We start from the raw sequence: 16,699 nt of genomic DNA on the forward strand, positions 1-16,699 counted from the left end.
CTCGTAGATGCAGTCGACGGGGCACTCGTCGATGCATGACTTGTCGAGCACGTCGACGCAGGGCTCGGCGATCACGTAGGTCACTGCGTTCTCCTGCTTGGTTTTCGGGTCTGGCCCTTGCCGGACACTTCGCTGTCTCGCTTCCGCATCCTATGCCGACGCCCCTGAGGGGACATCAATGTGTCATGGAGTGAACACCCGCACGACAGGCCCACGACGGGCCACTGCTCGAACGGGCGGTTCCGCTGGCTGCAACTACATTGTGAACGACACCCTCACAGCGGAGCACGTCCGTATCGATTCCCCGGTCGGCGCAAAGCGAGGAACGCACTGCTCGACGACGGCCGCAACCGATCGGCGACCCGCCTTCCGGACAAAAGGGCTTCACCGGACGCACAACCGTGCCAACACGGTCCGACGCTTTCACCCACATCGCTTCCGGCTACCCCACAAGGGGCGTGTGAATCCGCCCACTACCTCACCGATGTCGGTCGCACAGCGACTTCGAAGACCGGCGCCCGTACAGGCCCCGCACTCTCACGCAGCGTTCGAGCGCGTCGAACACCACCGTCGCTCCCGTGGGGTTCCGTGCGAGGATCGAACACCGGACCCGGACCGTACGGACCTGAAGAAGAGGCCAACACAGTGAAGGTTGTCGTCGTTGTCGGCGGAGTAGGCGGAGCTCGATTCCTACTCGGTGTCAAGGCCGCTCTCGGTTTACCGCCCGTCGGTGAGGGCGAGTCCCCGCACGAGATCACCGCGCTCGTCAACACCGGCGACGACGTGTGGCTGCACGGACTGCGCATCTGCCCCGACCTCGACACCTGCATGTACACGCTCGGTGGCGGAGTGGACCCCGAACGCGGCTGGGGCCACGCCGACGAGACGTGGACCGTGCACTCGGAACTGGAGGCCTACGGAGCCGAACCCACGTGGTTCTCGCTGGGCGACAAGGACATCGCCACGCACCTCATCCGCACCCGCATGATCAGGGCGGGATACCCGTTGTCGGCCGTCACCGAGGCGCTGTGCGACCGCTGGCGGCCCGGCGTGCGCCTGCTGCCCATGAGCGATGACCGGGTGGAGACCCACGTCGTGGTCGACGACCCCGACGAACCGGGCCAACGCAAGGCCCTGCACTTCCAGGAATGGTGGGTGCGCCATCGAGCGAAACTTCCCGCGCACGCGATCGTGCCCGTCGGCGCGGAGGAAGCCCAGCCCGCGCCCGGCGTGCTGTCGGCCATCGAGGAAGCCGACGCCGTACTGTTCGCCCCTTCGAACCCCGTGGTGTCGGTGGGAACAGTGCTGTCGGTACCCGGAGTGCGTGAAGCACTGCGACGCACGAAAGCGGGCGTCGTCGGCGTGTCCCCCATCATCGGCGACAAACCACTGCGGGGCATGGCCGACGCCTGCCTGAACGCCATCGGCGTCGAGACTTCGGCCGAAGCCGTGGGCAGGCACTACGGCTCGCGACAGACCTCGGAGGACGGGCTGCTCGACGGATGGCTCATACACGAGGGAGAGTCCGCGGACGTACCGGGAGTGGCCGTACGCGCGGTGCCGCTGATCATGTCCGACGTGGAAGCGACGGCGGCCATGGTGCGAGCCGCCCTGGAACTGACCGGAGTGGACGATGAGTGAACACGCGGCGTCGAGGATCGAGATACTGCCCGTCGAAGGACTGCCCGAGTTCCGCCCCGGCGACGACCTGACCGGAGCCATCGCCCGTCAGGCCCCCTGGCTTCGCTCCGGGGACGTCGTGGTGGTCACCAGCAAGGCCGTGTCAAAGGTCGAGGGCAGGCTCGTGCGGGTCCCGTCCGACCCGGACGCCCGGGACAAGGCCCGCAGACAGTTGGTCGAACAGGAAGCCGTGCGAGTACTGGCACGCATCGGCCGCACGATGATCACCGAGAACAACCTCGGCGTGGTGCAGGCCGCCTCCGGCGTCGACGCTTCCAATGTAGACAAAAGTGAGGTCGCGCTGCTGCCCGCCGACCCCGACGCGTCCGCACTGGCCCTACGCAATGGCCTACGGGAACGCCTCGGCGTCGAAGTCGCCGTCGTCATCACCGACACGATGGGCCGCGCCTGGCGCGTCGGACAGACCGACGCCGCCATCGGCTCGTCCGGACTCCGCGTACTGCGGTCGTACGCGGGAGAACACGACGTCCAGGGCAACGAACTCGCCGTCACCGAGATCGCGGTGGCCGACGAGCTCGCCGGCGCCGCCGACCTGGTCAAAGGCAAGCTGACAGGCGTACCCGTCGCGGTGGTGCGGGGACTGCGCATCGGCGACGACGTACCCGGCGCGGCGACCGCACGCGACCTCATACGCCCGGCCGCGGAAGACCTGTTCCGCCTCGGCACCGCCGAAGCCATCGCCCAAGGACGACGAGAAGCCGTCCTCACCCGCCAATCGGTGCGGGAATTCACCGACGACCCCGTGGACCCGGACGCCCTGCGCCGTGCCGTGGGCGCCGCGCTCACCGCCCCCGCACCCCACCACACCAGACCCATCCGGTTCGGCTGGCTGCGCACCCGGGCACAACGCGAGAAACTGCTCGACGCCATGCGCGAGTTGTGGCGCGCCGACCTGGAAAGCGACGGCTTCACCGAGGAACAGATCACCAAACGGCTGCGGCGCGGCGACATCCTGTACAACGCGCCCGAGGTCGTGGTGCCGTTCCTCGTGCCGGACGGCGCGCACACCTACCGCGACGACCGACGCAACGCCTGTGAACGCACCATGTTCACCGTCGCGGGCGGCGCGGCCGTGCAGGCACTGCTGGTGGCCCTGGCGGCCGAAGGGCTCGGCTCGTGCTGGATCGGCTCCACCATCTTCGCGCCCGACGTCGTGCGACAGACCCTCGACCTCGACGAGAACTGGCACCCACTGGGCGCGGTGGCGATCGGACACCCCGTTACCCCGCTGTCCCCCCGACAGCCCCGCGAACCGGACGAAGGACTGGTGGAATGGTGAGCCCCCTGCACGCCGAGGCGACCGCGACCCTGCAAGCGTGGAAGCCCGACGATCCCGCGCAGGAAGCGTTGCGGCAGAGCTACCTCGGCTTCCTCGCCGCGCGCGAGGACGCGTGCGAGCGGTCGTGCGTGGCCGGGCACCTCACCGCCTCCACGGTGGTGTTGGACGCCTCGGGTGAGCAGGTGCTGCTGACCCTGCATCCGCGCGTCGGTCGCTGGCTCCAGCTCGGCGGGCACTGTGAACCGGAGGACTCCTCGCTGGCGGAAGCGGCGCTGCGGGAGGCCACGGAGGAGTCCGGCATCAGCGGGCTCGCCCTCGATCCCGAACCGCTGCACCTCGACGTGCACCCGGTGACGTGCTCGTTGGGCGTTCCGACACGGCACTTCGACGTGCGGTTCGTGGCCAGGGCACCGGAGGGTGCTCAACCGGTGGCCAGCGACGAGTCCGAGGACCTGCGTTGGTGGCCGGTACGGGAGCTGCCGCCCGGCACCGAGGACCTCACAGAACTCATCGCCGCGGCCCTGGAAACCAAGCCCTAGGGCGTGACTGGTGGATCTTGTGGTCGTTGGTTGAGTGTGTCGTTTGGTGAGTTGTCGGACCAGGAGTGGACGCGGTTGGAGCCGCTGTTGCCGCAGGTGAAGCCCCAGCGGGGTGGCCGGTGGCGGGATCATCGGCAGGTGGTGGAGGGCATGATCTTCAAGGATCGCACCGGTTGTCCGTGGCGGGATTTGCCGGAACGGTTCGGTCCGTGGCAGACGGTGCAGCACCGCTTCTACCGCTGGGCCGAGGACGGCACCTGGGAGCGCATCCTGACCGCGTTACAGGCGGAAGCCGACGCTGCCGGTGAGCTGGACTGGACGGTCAGCGTGGATTCCACCATCGTGCGCGCCCATCAGCACGCCGCCGGGGCAAAAGGGGGCAGCCGCAAGCCCTCGGCCGCTCCCGAGGAGGCCTGAGCACCAAGATTCACCTCGCTGTCGACGGACGCGGCCGACCACTCAGTCTGCTTCTCACCCCAGGCCAGGCCGGTGATGCACCACAGTGCCTACCACTGCTGGAAAAGGTGCGGGTCCCTCGCACCAGGCATGGACGTCCCCGCACCAAACCGGTGCGAGTCATCGCCGACAAGGCCTACTCCTCGCGAGCGATCCGAGCCCACCTCCGGCGCCGGAGCATCACCGTGACCATCCCAGAACCGGCTGACCAGGCCGGACACCGCCACCGACGCGGATCACGCGGTGGACGCCCACCCGCATTCGATCCCACTGCCTACCGACAGCGCAACGTCGTCGAACGCAGCATCAACCGACTCAAACAGTGGCGTGGCATCGCCACCCGCTTCCACAAGAAAGCCCGCTACTTCCAGGCCAGCCTGACCCTGGCCAGCATCCTCATCTGGCTCCGCACATGACCATCCACCAGTCACGCCCTAGCCGACTGGATGCACCGCCACAGCCGAGTCCCCATCCTGCTCGCTGCCACCAGCGAGCCCGCCCAAGGCCTGCTGTGAATACGCGGTAGAGACCGCGCGGGCTGGACACTGACCGTAGCTCGTTTCTGGCTGTCGTGTCCGGTGCTGCACTGCCGGAGTACCAGCCTGGCCTGCGGCTGGCGCTCCGGCGACACGTTCCGCCCGGCGCTCGCTGCCCGCGGCGGCCACCGCCAAGGACTGGTCCTGTAAAGATCAGTAACACACGCGATCATGAATCCGACGTCTCCGGAGACCAATGCCGATTTGAGCCTGGCCTGGGGTGGGTGTGACAGACGAGTCCGGTGGCTTGATGCCCGTGGTGACGCCGTTGGAGAACGTCGACAGCGAACTGGTCGAGCTCGGCCGTCGGTACTGGCGGGTCGACGGTTTCGACAGCGAAACCGGTCGGCCTGTGTGGGCAGAGAAGAACAGCGCTATTGATTCCTCGGCCTGGGACCGCCGCACCTACGTCGCGGCCGCTGCGGGAGTGCGTGCGGTTCTGCCCGGCTACAGCTGCCCGAGTTGCCAAGGCGAGCTCGTGCTGGTCTCTCGCACCTCGCTGGAGCGGATCACGGCCTCTACGTAGCAGGCGCCGAAAAAACAACTCTTAGCCGCGTACGTGCTGGTCACCGCGGCGCAACGGCTTCGCACGGTGCTGATCGAGAAGCGGCCCACCGTCGAGGTGATCGCCAAGTACGGCCTGGCCGACGCCGTACCGAGAACAATTGACGTTCGATCCCAGGTCGAGGTGTTCCCGGAGGGCTGTCTTAGTTTTCGGGGGCATGGCTCATTCGAGCTTCCTGGCCGTCACGTTGCGGACTGGCGGCCGCTGAACAGCATGAATATCGCTGCGGTGATTGCGCTGCCTGCGCCGAGTGCGATCGCTGTTGCCAGGTTGAGCACCCCCACACTGAATGAGCCGGACGCGAACCCGACTGATTGGACGACGTAGGCGATCGAGAAGCCCTCGGACCGGCGTGATTCGGGCAGGACGTGCTGCAGCCTGAGGGAACTGACGCTGAGCAGTGGGCCGGTACACAACCCGACCAGGACGAGCCCACCAATGAGCAGTGCCCAGCTGGAGCCGAACGCGAGCACGCCACCGCCCACAGCAAGACCGCAGAGGAGCGCCACGGCAACGCTTGTCGCGGGTCGGCCGCGCCAGGCGAACAGGACGCTGCCGGCGATGCTGGCCGCAGATAACACGGTGATGAGCAGTGCCGCCGCGCTCTGAGGGGCACCAGCCCGCTCGGCCAGCGGCAGCGCACCCACTTCCAGCGTGGAAAGCAGATGGCCGATGACGAACAGGCAAGCCCACCAGGTCACCGCGCCCAGCCAGGGGATCGGGCCCGCGGCTGCCGATCCGTCCGATCCGGCATCCGCCGTCAGCTTCCCCGCTGGCAAGAGCAGAGCGCTGAGGGCGAACGCGGCGGCCATACCGATCACCGGTGCCACCGACCCCCACGTGCCCAGTGCCACCGCTATCGCAGGGCCGGTGATGATCGCTATCTCCATGAGGATCGCGTCCACGCTGATCGCCCGCACCAACAGACCTGCAGGGATCAGTCCGGCGAGCACGGTGCGCAACCCGCCAGAGATGCCGCCCGCTACAGCACCGCACACACCAGTCACCGTGAGCAATGCCCACGGTGGTGCGCCGGACATGGCGACGGCGGCGACGGCCATGGTGGTGACCGCAGAGATGCACAGAAGCAGCCGGGCCCCTCGGGCGGGCCCCACCCGGTCCAGCAGGCGCCCCACGGGAACCGCGGTGACGAGTTCACCGAGGACAAACGCCACCATCATCATCGCGCCCATCCGGTAGGAGCCGGTGATCGCCGCGGCCAACAGGGTGAACGCCAGCGGAGCCATGGTGGCGGGGAGACGACCGAACTGGGCAGTGACCGACCACCGCCAGTACGGCCGGTACCGGAGCAGGGAGGGCTGGGACTCAGCGGAGCCGGTATCGATCGTGGGCACGTCCTGACGGTGACAGTAGTTCCCCATCATCGATATTCATGCGGTCGGGTGTGGACGTCGGGGATGGGGCTCCGCAGTGTTGGAGTGGTGACCTTGCCGGCGCAGGGGACGCTCCCTGGTTGGGCCACTCGTTTGGCGGGACTGTGGGTGATCGGGTGATCACTAGGTTCAGGGGGTGTGTTGGTGCATGTGCAGCGAGGTCCTGGGGTCGGCTGCGCCATGGCCCCTTTTTTCAGAACAGAGGTTATGTTAATCCTCTCAGGTTAAAGCACCGAGCGTTCACTGCTGCCGGGTGGACACTGTCCAGTGAGAGGTTAACTCGATCGGACGTCGCGTACATGATCAACCGTGGCTATCTTCGTTAATGTCATTGAGCGTTAATGCCATTAAAGCTGGAGGCACTGGGGGTATGATCTAAGCACTAAATCTGGCGTGTCTCCATGCTCCGTCGATAATTTGCATGCGAGTATGCTGCGGGGTTTGGGTAAAGACAGATAAACTTGGGGGAGTATTAGCCTGCCAGCTTCCTTCATTGGCAATTCAATTGTTTCTTCCTTGATTGCCGCATTTGTATCAGCGCGACTGAGCGTTTAGTCTTTCATTGCCATACGCAGACTGGCCTAAATGTCAACGGTCTGTAAGGCAGGTTCGCCGCAATACTTCCCCGGATTCAAACGGACCCGGGGAATCCTGCGAATGCCTGAGAGGGGGTGAAGTAAGTGGAGGAAACGGTTGAGGTGCCCGAGGTCGAGGAGACGACCGAGTACGAGGCCATGCTCCTGCAGACCGACCGGAACTGAGAGAGGGGTGGCGGCGCTTTCGCGCCGCCACCCGCACCAACCAGCGAGGTGAATACGTTGCTCGTACAGCTGTGCCCCGGTGTGCGGATTTTGCCGCCGTCGGACGTCACTGGTGATCGGTGGATCGCCGAGGACCTGTTAAGGAAGCGGCGGTTTACCGTCAGCAGGTCGGTCGCGGCAGCTATGGTCGCAGCCATAGCACCCGATGACCGGGACGCGCTGGTCAAGCGGTTGACCGTGGTCAAGGGCTCGGGCGCAGGGTGGGAGAACACTGTGTCCGACCTACTCGCACGAGGTTTACTTGTCAGCGAGATCGACGATAATCACCAGTGGCTGCTCGACACCGAGGCCTCGTGGGGTGCAGCAGGGTGGCGAGAAGCTGTCGAGTACCACGCCCTCACCTTCGACTACCCGTGTGTCGACTACTCTAAGGCCTCTGGGAGGGGCATCGACCGGTCGCGGATGCTGGGTTATCAAGCCGAGGAACCGGACGACAATCGGTACAAACTCGACTATCTGAACCGCCCCGAATTTCCCCTGCCAACACCGACCGCGTCGATGTCCATCCGATCCGCTGCCGAGCTCTGGACGGAAGCTCCCGCGTCACCCGGAGGAATCACAGCCAGCGATCTGGAGACCGTTCTCTCGCTAACGTTCGGCGTCACCGGAGAGCGCGTACCCGGGACGGCCTCATCGCCGCTCCTTCGTCGCACATCGCCCTCTGGCGGCGGCAGACACCCGTCTGAGGGTTACGTTTTCATCCGGTCCATCCCAGGCATGTCGCCAGGCTGGTACCACGTGACCCTGAAGCCGTTCGGCCTCCGCTTCCTCAAAGATACGGGCGACATCGGACAACTTTTCCCCGACCTGCCTGCCGATCCGGCCGCGGTCATCGCTGTCACCAGCGTTTTCGAACGCAACATGTATCGCTATCGCGAGCCGAGGACATTCCGCACGGTGCACATGGACGCTGGCCACCTCATCGGTACGGGTAGGTTGGTCGCTGAGGCTCTCGGCCTGTCCGCCGTCGCGAGCGACGGCGGACACAGCCAAACAATTGAGGAAATTCTAGGTCTCGACGGCATAACCGAGGGCTATATATCCAGCCTGGGCATCTACGAAGTACCACCCGCGACAGCACCACGTCCCCCACTCCGATCGGAGACTTCGACGCCGCAGAACGCCGTCGAACGCCTGCATTGGCCCGTCGGTACGCGTATCCGCGCGCACGGCAACATGGCCGAGATCGCTGACACCATCCTCGGTGCGACAGCGCACTTGCGCCCCGACGACCTCGCATACACGATCCTTGCAGGCAAGGCGATGGCAGCGCGGGCCGAGACCACCGAAGATGAGACCTACCGCGCCAGCCTGCTGGATGGTCTGCGCCACTGGCAACGCCGGCGATGGCACCCGTCCGACCAGTTCTTCACCGCGGCCCGGCGCACACCACCGGCGCCCGGTTTGGTCACTGAACCACCGTTCACCTTCTCGGGTCCCGGCATTGCTCTCCCGACACCTCCTCCACCTGGCGATCAGCCGGTCTCCACGCTGCTACTCGCCAGGCGCAGCGGCCGCGCCTTCATACGCAAGCCGGTCCCCGCAAAAAAGCTTTCCAGTCTGCTGTGGCACGGCTTCACCGAGTTTCGGGACGGCAGGCAGCGACGGTCAGCCGCACACTGGAATCCGGCGGCGTGGCGCATATGCGTGTGCGTGTTCGATGTCGACGGTATTCAGCCGGGCGCGTATCACTATGACCCAACCGGGCACCGCCTGCACCCCGTGGCCCCGGGTGACCATCGGACCAGGATGATCCAGATCCTGCAAGGAATGCGCACGCCGTCGTCTGCAGGTTGGACACTCGGGCTGGTCGCCGACCTCCCCCGCGCTCAGCAGGCGATTATTGGCGAGTCCGGGCTGCGCAGCCTCTACACCTGGTCCGGGGTGATCGCGCAGGAACTGATCGTTCTCGGCGGCGCGCACGGCCTGAGTACCTTGGTCACCCCCGCTCAGCGGGACAGCGACTACCTCGCTCTCCACGACCTGCCTAAGCACCGATTTACGCCCATTTACACGCTCACCATGGGACTCTCCCGCGGCGCAGACGGCGTGTACCCAGACGACCCTCCTGCGCAAGAGAAGTCATGACCGCCCTTGCTGCGGACCCGTTGAAGGCCGCGTTGGCCGCGATGGAAACCCATACCTCCCCCGCGCTTTCACCCGACGGAACCGCTGTCGCCTACCTACGCACTACAGAGGAAGGCGACGAGGTCTGGCTGACAGACGGGCGCAGGCTCGCCGTACACGACGGCCGACGCATCCGTGACCTGCGGTGGACCGGTGACGGCCGCGCCCTGGTGTACCGGCACGCTGACATCGGCCGCGAGACTTGGGCGCTGTCGGTGGTCGACGCGGTCAGCGGTACCTCTGTGCACATGAGTTCCGCTTCGGTTGCCGAGTTCTGGGTCAGGGACGGCGAGATCGTGTACAGCGCCCGAGAACCGGGTGCGCGCTTGGCTGAGTTGTTCCAGTTGCGCGTGATGCCAGAGCAGTTTTCCAACCCAAACCCCGGCTACCATCGCCTGCTCGTCGACCGCGACCTGCAGCCGCGCGGCGGCTTGCGGATCGGCCGTGAGTCGGCCGTGCTCACCGTGTCCGGCGAGGTGACCACCGAGATCGAGATCTCGTTTACTGCGCTGGCCGACCTTTCGATCATCGGGTTCAGCGCCGACGACCGGATCCTGTACCTGCTCAACAGCGCAGGCTCGGACACACGGCGCCTCATCGCGGTCGACACCGGCACCGGCTCTCAGACCACGCTTTTCGAACATCCGGAGCTGGATGTCGCGAGCTTCCCGATCGGCCCGCCCGGGGTCTGGTGCGATCCGCGGACTGGCCACCCCGACATGGTTTCGGTCTTCGGGCACAAGCTCAAGGTGGTTCCGCTAACCGATGCGATGACCGTGGCCTACCGTGAGCTGAGCAAGGTGCTCCCTGGCGAGCCAGTGGTCTTGGACCGTAACGCCGACGACACAGTGTGGCTGGTCGCCGTCGTCCACGACGACGGCCCGCTGGAGTACCACTGTTATGACAGGACGAACGGGTCCAGCCAGCCGCTGTTCCTTAATCGCCCCGACCTCATACCGTTCCGCCTGCCCCGCTTGGAACCGATCAGCTACGAGACGAGCGATCACTGGCGCATTGACGGTTATCGCCTAGCGCCTTTGAACACCACGGGACCTACGCGCACGGTCGTGATGGTGCACGGCGGTCCGGCCAGCCGGGACCGCTGGCGCTTCTATGCCGAAGCTCAGTACCTGGCGGCTTGTGGGTACGCATCGCTGCACCTCAACTTCCGCGGCTCGACCGGCAGGGGCGCAGCGTTCCGTTTGGCTGGGCACGGCGAGTGGGGCAGCCGTATGCAGGTCGATATCTACGATGGCGTGGAGCATGGCGTGCGCGCCGGGCTCGTCGATCCGAACGCAGTGTGCTTCTACGGCGCCTCCTACGGCGGCTACGCCACACTGCTAGCTGCGACGAGCAGACCAGAGCTGGTGCGGTGCGCTGTCGCAATCAGCCCGCAATGCGATCTCGTCGGGCTGGCCACCAAGCCTGCCGCGTTCTGGGGCCCGATTGCGGCGACACTGCGTAGACAGGTCTTGGGCGACGTCACCCAGGAGGAGGCAGAGCGACTGCTCCGCGATCGCTCGCCGATGCACCTGCTCTCGCCAGCATGCCCGCCGCTGCTCATCGCTCACGGTGCAAGGGATCCGCGCATTCCAGTCGCCGAGGTTGACACCTTCGTTGAGAAAGCCCAAGCCCTCGGAGTGCCGGTCACATACCTGCGTTTCGACGACGAGGGTCACCACATCCATTCGAACCGAAACCGGGCGCTCCTGTTTTCAGTGATGGAGCGCTTCCTGGAGCAACATGTCCCGGCAACCTGACAGTGTCATCGCCCCTATCTACGACCGCCTTGCCTACGGCGAAGATCTCTCTGCCGCGGGGCAACCCAGACCTCTGTCACCAGCTGCGGGCTCGCGAGCTCTTTGCCTCTCTTACGTGTATCCCGGTGACACACCGAGTACGGCCCGGCGACGAACTTGGCGAGAGCTGGCCGTGCCTGCGCGAAAGGGCGGCAGATACACGCCGGGGTGACGCTACCGTGGGAGCTTGGCGAACGTCTGTTTATTCCGGACCTTTTCGAGGCCGACCCGGACGCTGCGGTCGAGAACCGGCATATCGTACTGGAGTCACTGATCAATGCTCCTGACCGCGCCCGGCCAGGAGCACGCCGGCGAGCGCGGGAAATTCGCCATCATTGCCATCGCCTTACTGCATCTTGGACCGGCCAGTGGTCGCCGACGACTATGCTGCCGCATTGAAGATCGGACCGCCGCACAATAAACGCGGCCTGAGAGAGGATGACAACTGTGACCATCGCTGCGAAAGCGACCCCGACGGGCAGGTATCGCGCGATTGCGGGACTCGGTCTTCCGTTCCTTGTCGGCGTGCTTTCGTCGTCGCTCGATGGCGTTATCGACACCGCAATGATGGGCCGCTATGGCGCCGACGACCTCGCTGCGGTGGCGGGCGGGTCGGCTATCTTCGACGTTTTCACGACAGTCGCGGTCGCTACGGTGGTCGGGCACCAGATTCTGGCCGCACGTTTCGCCGGACGCGCGGACGGCGACGGTATCCGGAGCTCCCTGCGCGCCACTGCCCTGCTCTCTTCGGCAGTCGTCGCGCCCCTGTTCCTTGCCTGCCTGCTATTCGGTAGCGAGCTCACCGCTGTCGTGACCTCCGGCTCGGCCGACGCGGTGCCGACCATCGGCGGCGGCTACCTTGCCGCCGTTGCTGTGTCGCTGCCACTGACCGTGGCGTTCACTGCGGTCACTGCAACCTTCAACGCCTTCACCCATGCCCGCCAACCGATGATCGCCGGGTTGATCGTGGCTGGATCCAACATAGTGCTGGACTGGTTGCTCATCCATGGCTGGGGCCCCTTCCCTCGGCTCGGGGCTACGGGCAATGGCCTGGCCACCAGCATCGCATGGCTGCTCGGCCTCGCCGTCCTGCTGACCTTCGCCAGGCAGAAGGCGCTGTGGACAAAGTTGCGGGGGAATGCCGCGGAGAACCCAGCAGACTTCGAGACGTCGGTCGTGAAGCTGTCGGTGCCCGCGATGGTATCGACGGGCGTGGACTACGCGAGCACGGCCGTCTTCTTCGGCATCGTCGGCTCTGTCGGCGCGGGCTCACTCGGCGGAGGTCGCATCGCTTTCCACGTTCTAGTCTTGGTATACGGGCTTGGCGCGGCATTCGGCGCGGCCACTCGCATTCTCATTGGCCGTGCAGTCGGAGCCGGGAATACTGGCGACATACGCGGGACGTGGCAGGCAGGCCGGGTGTTGCTGCTCGTTCCTGCGATCGTAGTCGCCGCCGCGCTCATCTTGCTACGAGACGGTATCGCCGCGGTATTCACAGGATACGCTCAAGTGCAAGCCGAAATTGCCAATGCGCTCGTCGTGGTGGGCCTCATCGTACCGGTGGTCGCCTGGACCCTGGCCAATCTGGCCGTGATTAGGGCGTTCGGCAAGACCAAATGGGATATGTACAGCAATCTTATCGCCGCCACCGTCGTGCAGCTGCCCATCGCCTGGGTGATGAGCGTGGTCCTCGACCTCGGTGTGGTTGGGGCGTTCGTGGGCATGGCTGCGTACTGGGTGGTCCGGGGCGTGCTGGTAGAGGTGTGGGCCGGGCGCTGCGTCCGGGACGCTGAGCACGGGACAAAAAACACCGATGACTGACCTCATACAGCCCCGAGATCGTCGAGCACACCAAGATTCTGGCGTTGGGCTGGCCCGACTCGGGGCTTGAGGAATATCGGAACGGAAACTCGTGCTTAGCCCTCGATGCTCTGAACTGCTGGTTGACGGCCTTACAGCGTGTCTCGTTTGGGTCTTGCTTGGTCGTTTGCGATGCTCATGATTCGTGGGACTCGTTGTCGCAACGGTTGGTGCCGGAGCTATGGGCGCTGGTGGAGCCACTGATCCCGCCGGCGAAGGTGCGTCCGCAGGGTGGTGGAAGTTCGCGGACGGATCCGCGGGCGGTGTTCACGGCGATCGTGTTCGTGTTGACCAGTGGCTGTGCCTGGCGGCATCTTCCGCCCTCGTTCGGGGTGTCGGTGCCGACAGCGCATCGGACCTTCACCGAGTGGACCAAGGCCGGACTGTGGCGACGGTTGCACCAGGCGGTGCTGGACGAATTGGGCAGCCAAGGGTTGATCGACTGGTCCGCGCGGTCTGTGACGGAGCATCCGTCAGGGCCAAAAAGGGGCGAGCTAACCGGCCCGAGCCCAACTGACCGTGGCAAACCCGGCTCGAAGCTCCACGTGGTCTCCGACCGTGCCGGCCTGCCCCTGGCGGTGGGTATCTCAGCCGCTAACACCCATGACAGCAAAGCACTCAAACCGCTGGTCAACGCTATTCCCGCCATTCGCTCCCGCCGCGGTCCACGCCGACGCAAACCCACCAAGCTGCATGCTGACAAGGCCTACGACATCCCTGCCCTGCGCACCTGGCTGCGCCGACACGGGATCGTTCCCCGCATCGCCCGCAAAGGGGGTGTGACCCAGATACGCGCCAAAGGGGCAATGAGTTGATCTTGAACCCCTGAAGGGCCGCCCTCACTCGGTGCTGTCGGCGTCCTCGGCGAGGATGCGGTAGACGGTGGCGACCGAGGGGCACTGGCCCTGGTTCTTGCCCGAGGTGATGACGAGCTTGCGGGCGATCTCGGGGACGGGAACCCCGTTGGCCCGCAGGAATCGGGCATAGGCGGCCATGTCGTCGTCGACCACCTTGGGGCGCCCGCCGTGCCGGCCGCGCTCGCGGGCGGACGCCTGGCCCTCCAGGGACTTCTCCCGGATGTATTCGCGCTCGGACTCGGCCATGCCGGCGAAGAACGCGAACAGGGCGGCGCCGTGCCCGGACGGGTCGTAGACCCCTTGCAGGGGGCCGGTGAGGAGTTCGAGCTGGATGTCGTGGTGGCCCGAAGCGGTCAGCGTCATGGTGGCAGATCTTGCCAAACGCCCCCAGCACTCCCGGCCTTACCACAATTGCGGGTGGCTACACCGGCTCGGTGGTGTGCCAGCCTATTGGGGCGCCCGAGAGGTGAGGTGCGAGATGCACCGGTTCGAACCTGGGTACCAAGCGATACTCCTGGTTTGTGCCAACGAAACATCTATTGCTGGGCTGGTTGTTCGGCGATGATGGGTAGATGACCTCAAAGTCACGAAGCCCCAACGCTGTGGATTTCGAGTGTCCGGAGTGCGGAAAGGCGACTGCAGCTAACCGGATTTCCGGGCGGCTGAACGGCCACCATCGCCCGGGAACGCACACGTTGTGCTCTGCATCTCGGACAATGGTGATAGAGCCAGAAGCCGGCGTTTTGCACGATCCGGTTCGGTCGCTGAGTCCAGATGCAGTTGCCTTCCGCTGTCCTGAGTGCGGCCAGCCGACGCGGGCTAACCGCCGCACTGGTCTGCTTTACTCGCACCAAGCCGCAGATGGCCTTGAGGTGTGTCCGGCCTCAGCGACGCCTGTCCTGCCCCCAGAAGGCGGGGAACCACCTCACCTGGTGCAAAGACGCGAAGCGCCAGCAAGAGCCTAGCCCCAGTCGTGTCCGCAGACTGTGCAGTCGTGTCCGCAGACTGTGCAGTCGTGTCCGCAGACTGTGCAGTCGTGTCCGCAGACTGTGCAGTCGTGTCCGCAGACTGTGCAGTCGTGTCCGCGTTCCACGCCGCGGACACGACAACGGCCCCCACTCCTCTAGACCACAACAACCAAACCTGCGAACACAACAACAAGAACTGCAAACACAACGACACAACCTGCGGACACGACGACGCAACCTGCGGACACGATGGTGAGGGGCCTTCGGCTCACCTTGTGGTGAATCGGAGGCGCATGCCGGGTCTCGCCTGTGCCGCCTTGTCGACGTCGCGGGCCACGACCACGGCGATCACCGGGTAGCCGCCGGTGACGGGATGGTCGGCGAGGAACAGTGTCGGCCTGCCCGACGGCGGTACCTGCAGTGCTCCCGGCACCATGCCTTCGCTCGGGAGTTCGTCGGCGCGGGCCCTGGGCAGCGGGGGCCCGTCGAGTCTGATGCCGATGCGGTTGCTGCGGGAGCTCACCTCGTACGGCTTGTCGAGCAGCGTGGGCAGGGCGTCGGCGGCGAACCAGTCGGCCCGTGGTCCGGGCACCACGCGCAGCACCATTTCGTCGGTGGGCAACGGTGGTACGGGCGCGAAGTCGATGTCGGGCAGGGGCAGGCGCGGGGTTTTGACGGGCAGCACGCTGCCCGCTTCCAGCGGTGGCGGGCCCACCCCGGAGAGCACGTCGGTGGAGGCGGAGCCGAGCACCCGTTCCACGGCGAGCCCACCGCGGACGGCCACATAGCTGCGCAGTCCCCGGTCCGGCATGCCCAGCCGTAGGCACTCCCCCGCCCGCACATGCAACACGGTGTCGACCGCGCCTCCCCGCCCGCCCACGGTGACCGGGCACGGCGCGCCGGTGACGGCGACGACGAGGTCGCGTCGTGCTCGGGCCGTGAAACCGCCGAAGGTCACTTCGACGGCCGCCGCGTCCTCGGGGTTGCCGACGAGCCGGTTCGCCAGACGCAGGGACGCGCGGTCGGCCGCGCCCGAGGCGCCGACGCCGATGCCGGCGAGTCCCGGCCGTCCGAGGTCCTGCACGGTGGCCGACATTCCGGGCTCCACCACTTCCAACGCGGCCGGTACCGCTGCGGTCGTCAACGGACCTCCACGAAACGCACTCGCGCACCCGGCCGCAGCAACGCGGGCGGGTCGCGGTCGGTGTCCCACAAGGTCAGCTCGGTGTGTCCGATGAGCTGCCATCCTCCCGGGGAGGACCTGGGGTAGACGCCGCTGAACGTTCCGGCCAACGCCACGGACCCCGCCGGTACGGCGGTGCGGGACTCCGCGCGGCGGGGGATGTCGAAGGTCCACGTCGCGCTGGTCAGGTACCCGAATCCGGGGGCGAATCCGCCGAACGCCACGGTCCATTCGGTGCCGGTGTGGGCGGCGACGATCTCCTGTGGTGTCGACCCGGTCGCCGAGGCGACGTCGGTGAGGTCCTCGCCGTCGTAGACGACCGGGATCTCCACGAGTTCGGTCGCCTCCCCCGTCACGTGCGCGGGTCGCGCCCGGCGTACGACGCGCTCGACCTCGGCGATGTCGGCTTTATCGGGGTCGAGCCGCAGCAGCAGGGTGCGGGCCGCGGGAACGAGGTCGGTCACGCCCGGGGGCGGGTCGGCCCGCAGGGCCGCATGCAGGCCCATGACCTGGGCGAGGTCGTCGAGTTCCACGAGCAGTCCCGCATCGGCGCACGGCAGCAGGCGCATGTCACCACCATTCCCCCATCGCGGTGCCCAAGCCCACCTCTTCGG

The 16,699-nt window shown here is 66.1% G+C and carries 11 protein-coding genes and 3 pseudogenes; 9 read left to right on the forward strand and 5 right to left on the reverse strand.

The features are described from left to right. Positions 1-84, reverse strand: a pseudogene (locus M7H19_RS17685) (ferredoxin); the annotation flags it as partial. Positions 85-645: 561 nt separating this feature from the next. On the opposite strand from M7H19_RS17685, the gene cofD reads away from it, so the two are divergent. From cofD to M7H19_RS17710, 5 genes and pseudogenes are all read left to right on the forward strand, one after another. Then, a complete protein-coding gene (gene cofD, locus M7H19_RS17690; RefSeq protein ID WP_298182967.1) occupies positions 646-1,641 on the forward strand; it encodes a 2-phospho-L-lactate transferase in 996 nt (331 codons plus the stop codon). After that, positions 1,634-2,980, forward strand: coding sequence for a coenzyme F420-0:L-glutamate ligase (locus M7H19_RS17695; RefSeq protein ID WP_298182970.1), 1,347 nt, complete (start codon positions 1,634-1,636; stop codon positions 2,978-2,980). Before cofD ends, M7H19_RS17695 begins: the two co-directional genes overlap by 8 nt. After that, positions 2,974-3,519 (forward strand): NUDIX hydrolase, encoded by a 546-nt coding sequence (locus M7H19_RS17700; RefSeq protein ID WP_298182973.1) that lies wholly within the window; start codon positions 2,974-2,976, stop codon positions 3,517-3,519. Before M7H19_RS17695 ends, M7H19_RS17700 begins: the two co-directional genes overlap by 7 nt. Before the next feature lie 96 nt (positions 3,520-3,615). Further along, positions 3,616-4,391 (forward strand): annotated as a pseudogene (locus M7H19_RS17705) (IS5 family transposase). Between the two features lie 346 nt (positions 4,392-4,737). Further along, complete coding sequence (locus M7H19_RS17710; RefSeq protein ID WP_298182976.1) at positions 4,738-5,037, forward strand: hypothetical protein; 300 nt, start codon at positions 4,738-4,740, stop codon at positions 5,035-5,037. Between the two features lie 221 nt (positions 5,038-5,258). On the opposite strand, the gene M7H19_RS17715 is transcribed toward M7H19_RS17710, so the two are convergent. After that, entirely contained in the window at positions 5,259-6,431 is a 1,173-nt protein-coding gene (locus M7H19_RS17715; RefSeq protein ID WP_298182978.1) for an MFS transporter, read from the reverse strand. Positions 6,432-7,288: 857 nt separating this feature from the next. Here M7H19_RS17715 and M7H19_RS17720 point away from each other — a divergent pair. From M7H19_RS17720 to M7H19_RS17735, 4 genes and pseudogenes are all read left to right on the forward strand, one after another. Then, positions 7,289-9,379 carry a hypothetical protein gene (locus M7H19_RS17720; protein WP_298182981.1) on the forward strand — a complete coding sequence of 697 codons (2,091 nt, stop codon included), beginning with the start codon at positions 7,289-7,291 and terminating at the stop codon, positions 9,377-9,379. After that, complete coding sequence (locus tag M7H19_RS17725; RefSeq protein ID WP_298182986.1) at positions 9,376-11,178, forward strand: alpha/beta fold hydrolase; 1,803 nt, start codon at positions 9,376-9,378, stop codon at positions 11,176-11,178. The genes M7H19_RS17720 and M7H19_RS17725 overlap by 4 nt, the downstream gene beginning before the upstream one ends. A gap of 486 nt (positions 11,179-11,664) precedes the next feature. Continuing rightward, entirely contained in the window at positions 11,665-13,038 is a 1,374-nt protein-coding gene (locus tag M7H19_RS17730; protein WP_298182989.1) for an MATE family efflux transporter, read from the forward strand. 158 nt (positions 13,039-13,196) lie between these two features. Then, a pseudogene (locus tag M7H19_RS17735) lies at positions 13,197-13,853 on the forward strand (IS5 family transposase); the annotation flags it as partial. Positions 13,854-13,916: 63 nt separating this feature from the next. On the opposite strand, the gene M7H19_RS17740 reads toward M7H19_RS17735, so the two are convergent. The 3 genes from M7H19_RS17740 to pxpB all read right to left on the reverse strand — a co-directional run bounded on the left by M7H19_RS17740 (position 13,917) and on the right by pxpB (position 16,654). Beyond that, the gene (locus M7H19_RS17740) at positions 13,917-14,315 is read right to left on the reverse strand and encodes a recombinase family protein (protein ID WP_298182992.1); all 399 of its coding nucleotides are present in this window, start codon (positions 14,313-14,315) and stop codon (positions 13,917-13,919) included. A gap of 855 nt (positions 14,316-15,170) precedes the next feature. Continuing rightward, positions 15,171-16,046 carry a biotin-dependent carboxyltransferase family protein gene (locus M7H19_RS17745; RefSeq protein WP_298182995.1) on the reverse strand — a complete coding sequence of 292 codons (876 nt, stop codon included), beginning with the start codon at positions 16,044-16,046 and terminating at the stop codon, positions 15,171-15,173. Next, entirely contained in the window at positions 16,043-16,654 is a 612-nt protein-coding gene (gene pxpB, locus M7H19_RS17750) for a 5-oxoprolinase subunit PxpB (protein ID WP_298182998.1), read from the reverse strand. Before pxpB ends, M7H19_RS17745 begins: the two co-directional genes overlap by 4 nt. Positions 16,655-16,699 lie beyond the last annotated feature (45 nt).

The sequence above is a fragment of the Saccharomonospora sp. genome, assembly GCF_027317685.1.
Taxonomy (GTDB): Bacteria; Actinomycetota; Actinomycetes; order Mycobacteriales; family Pseudonocardiaceae; genus Saccharomonospora.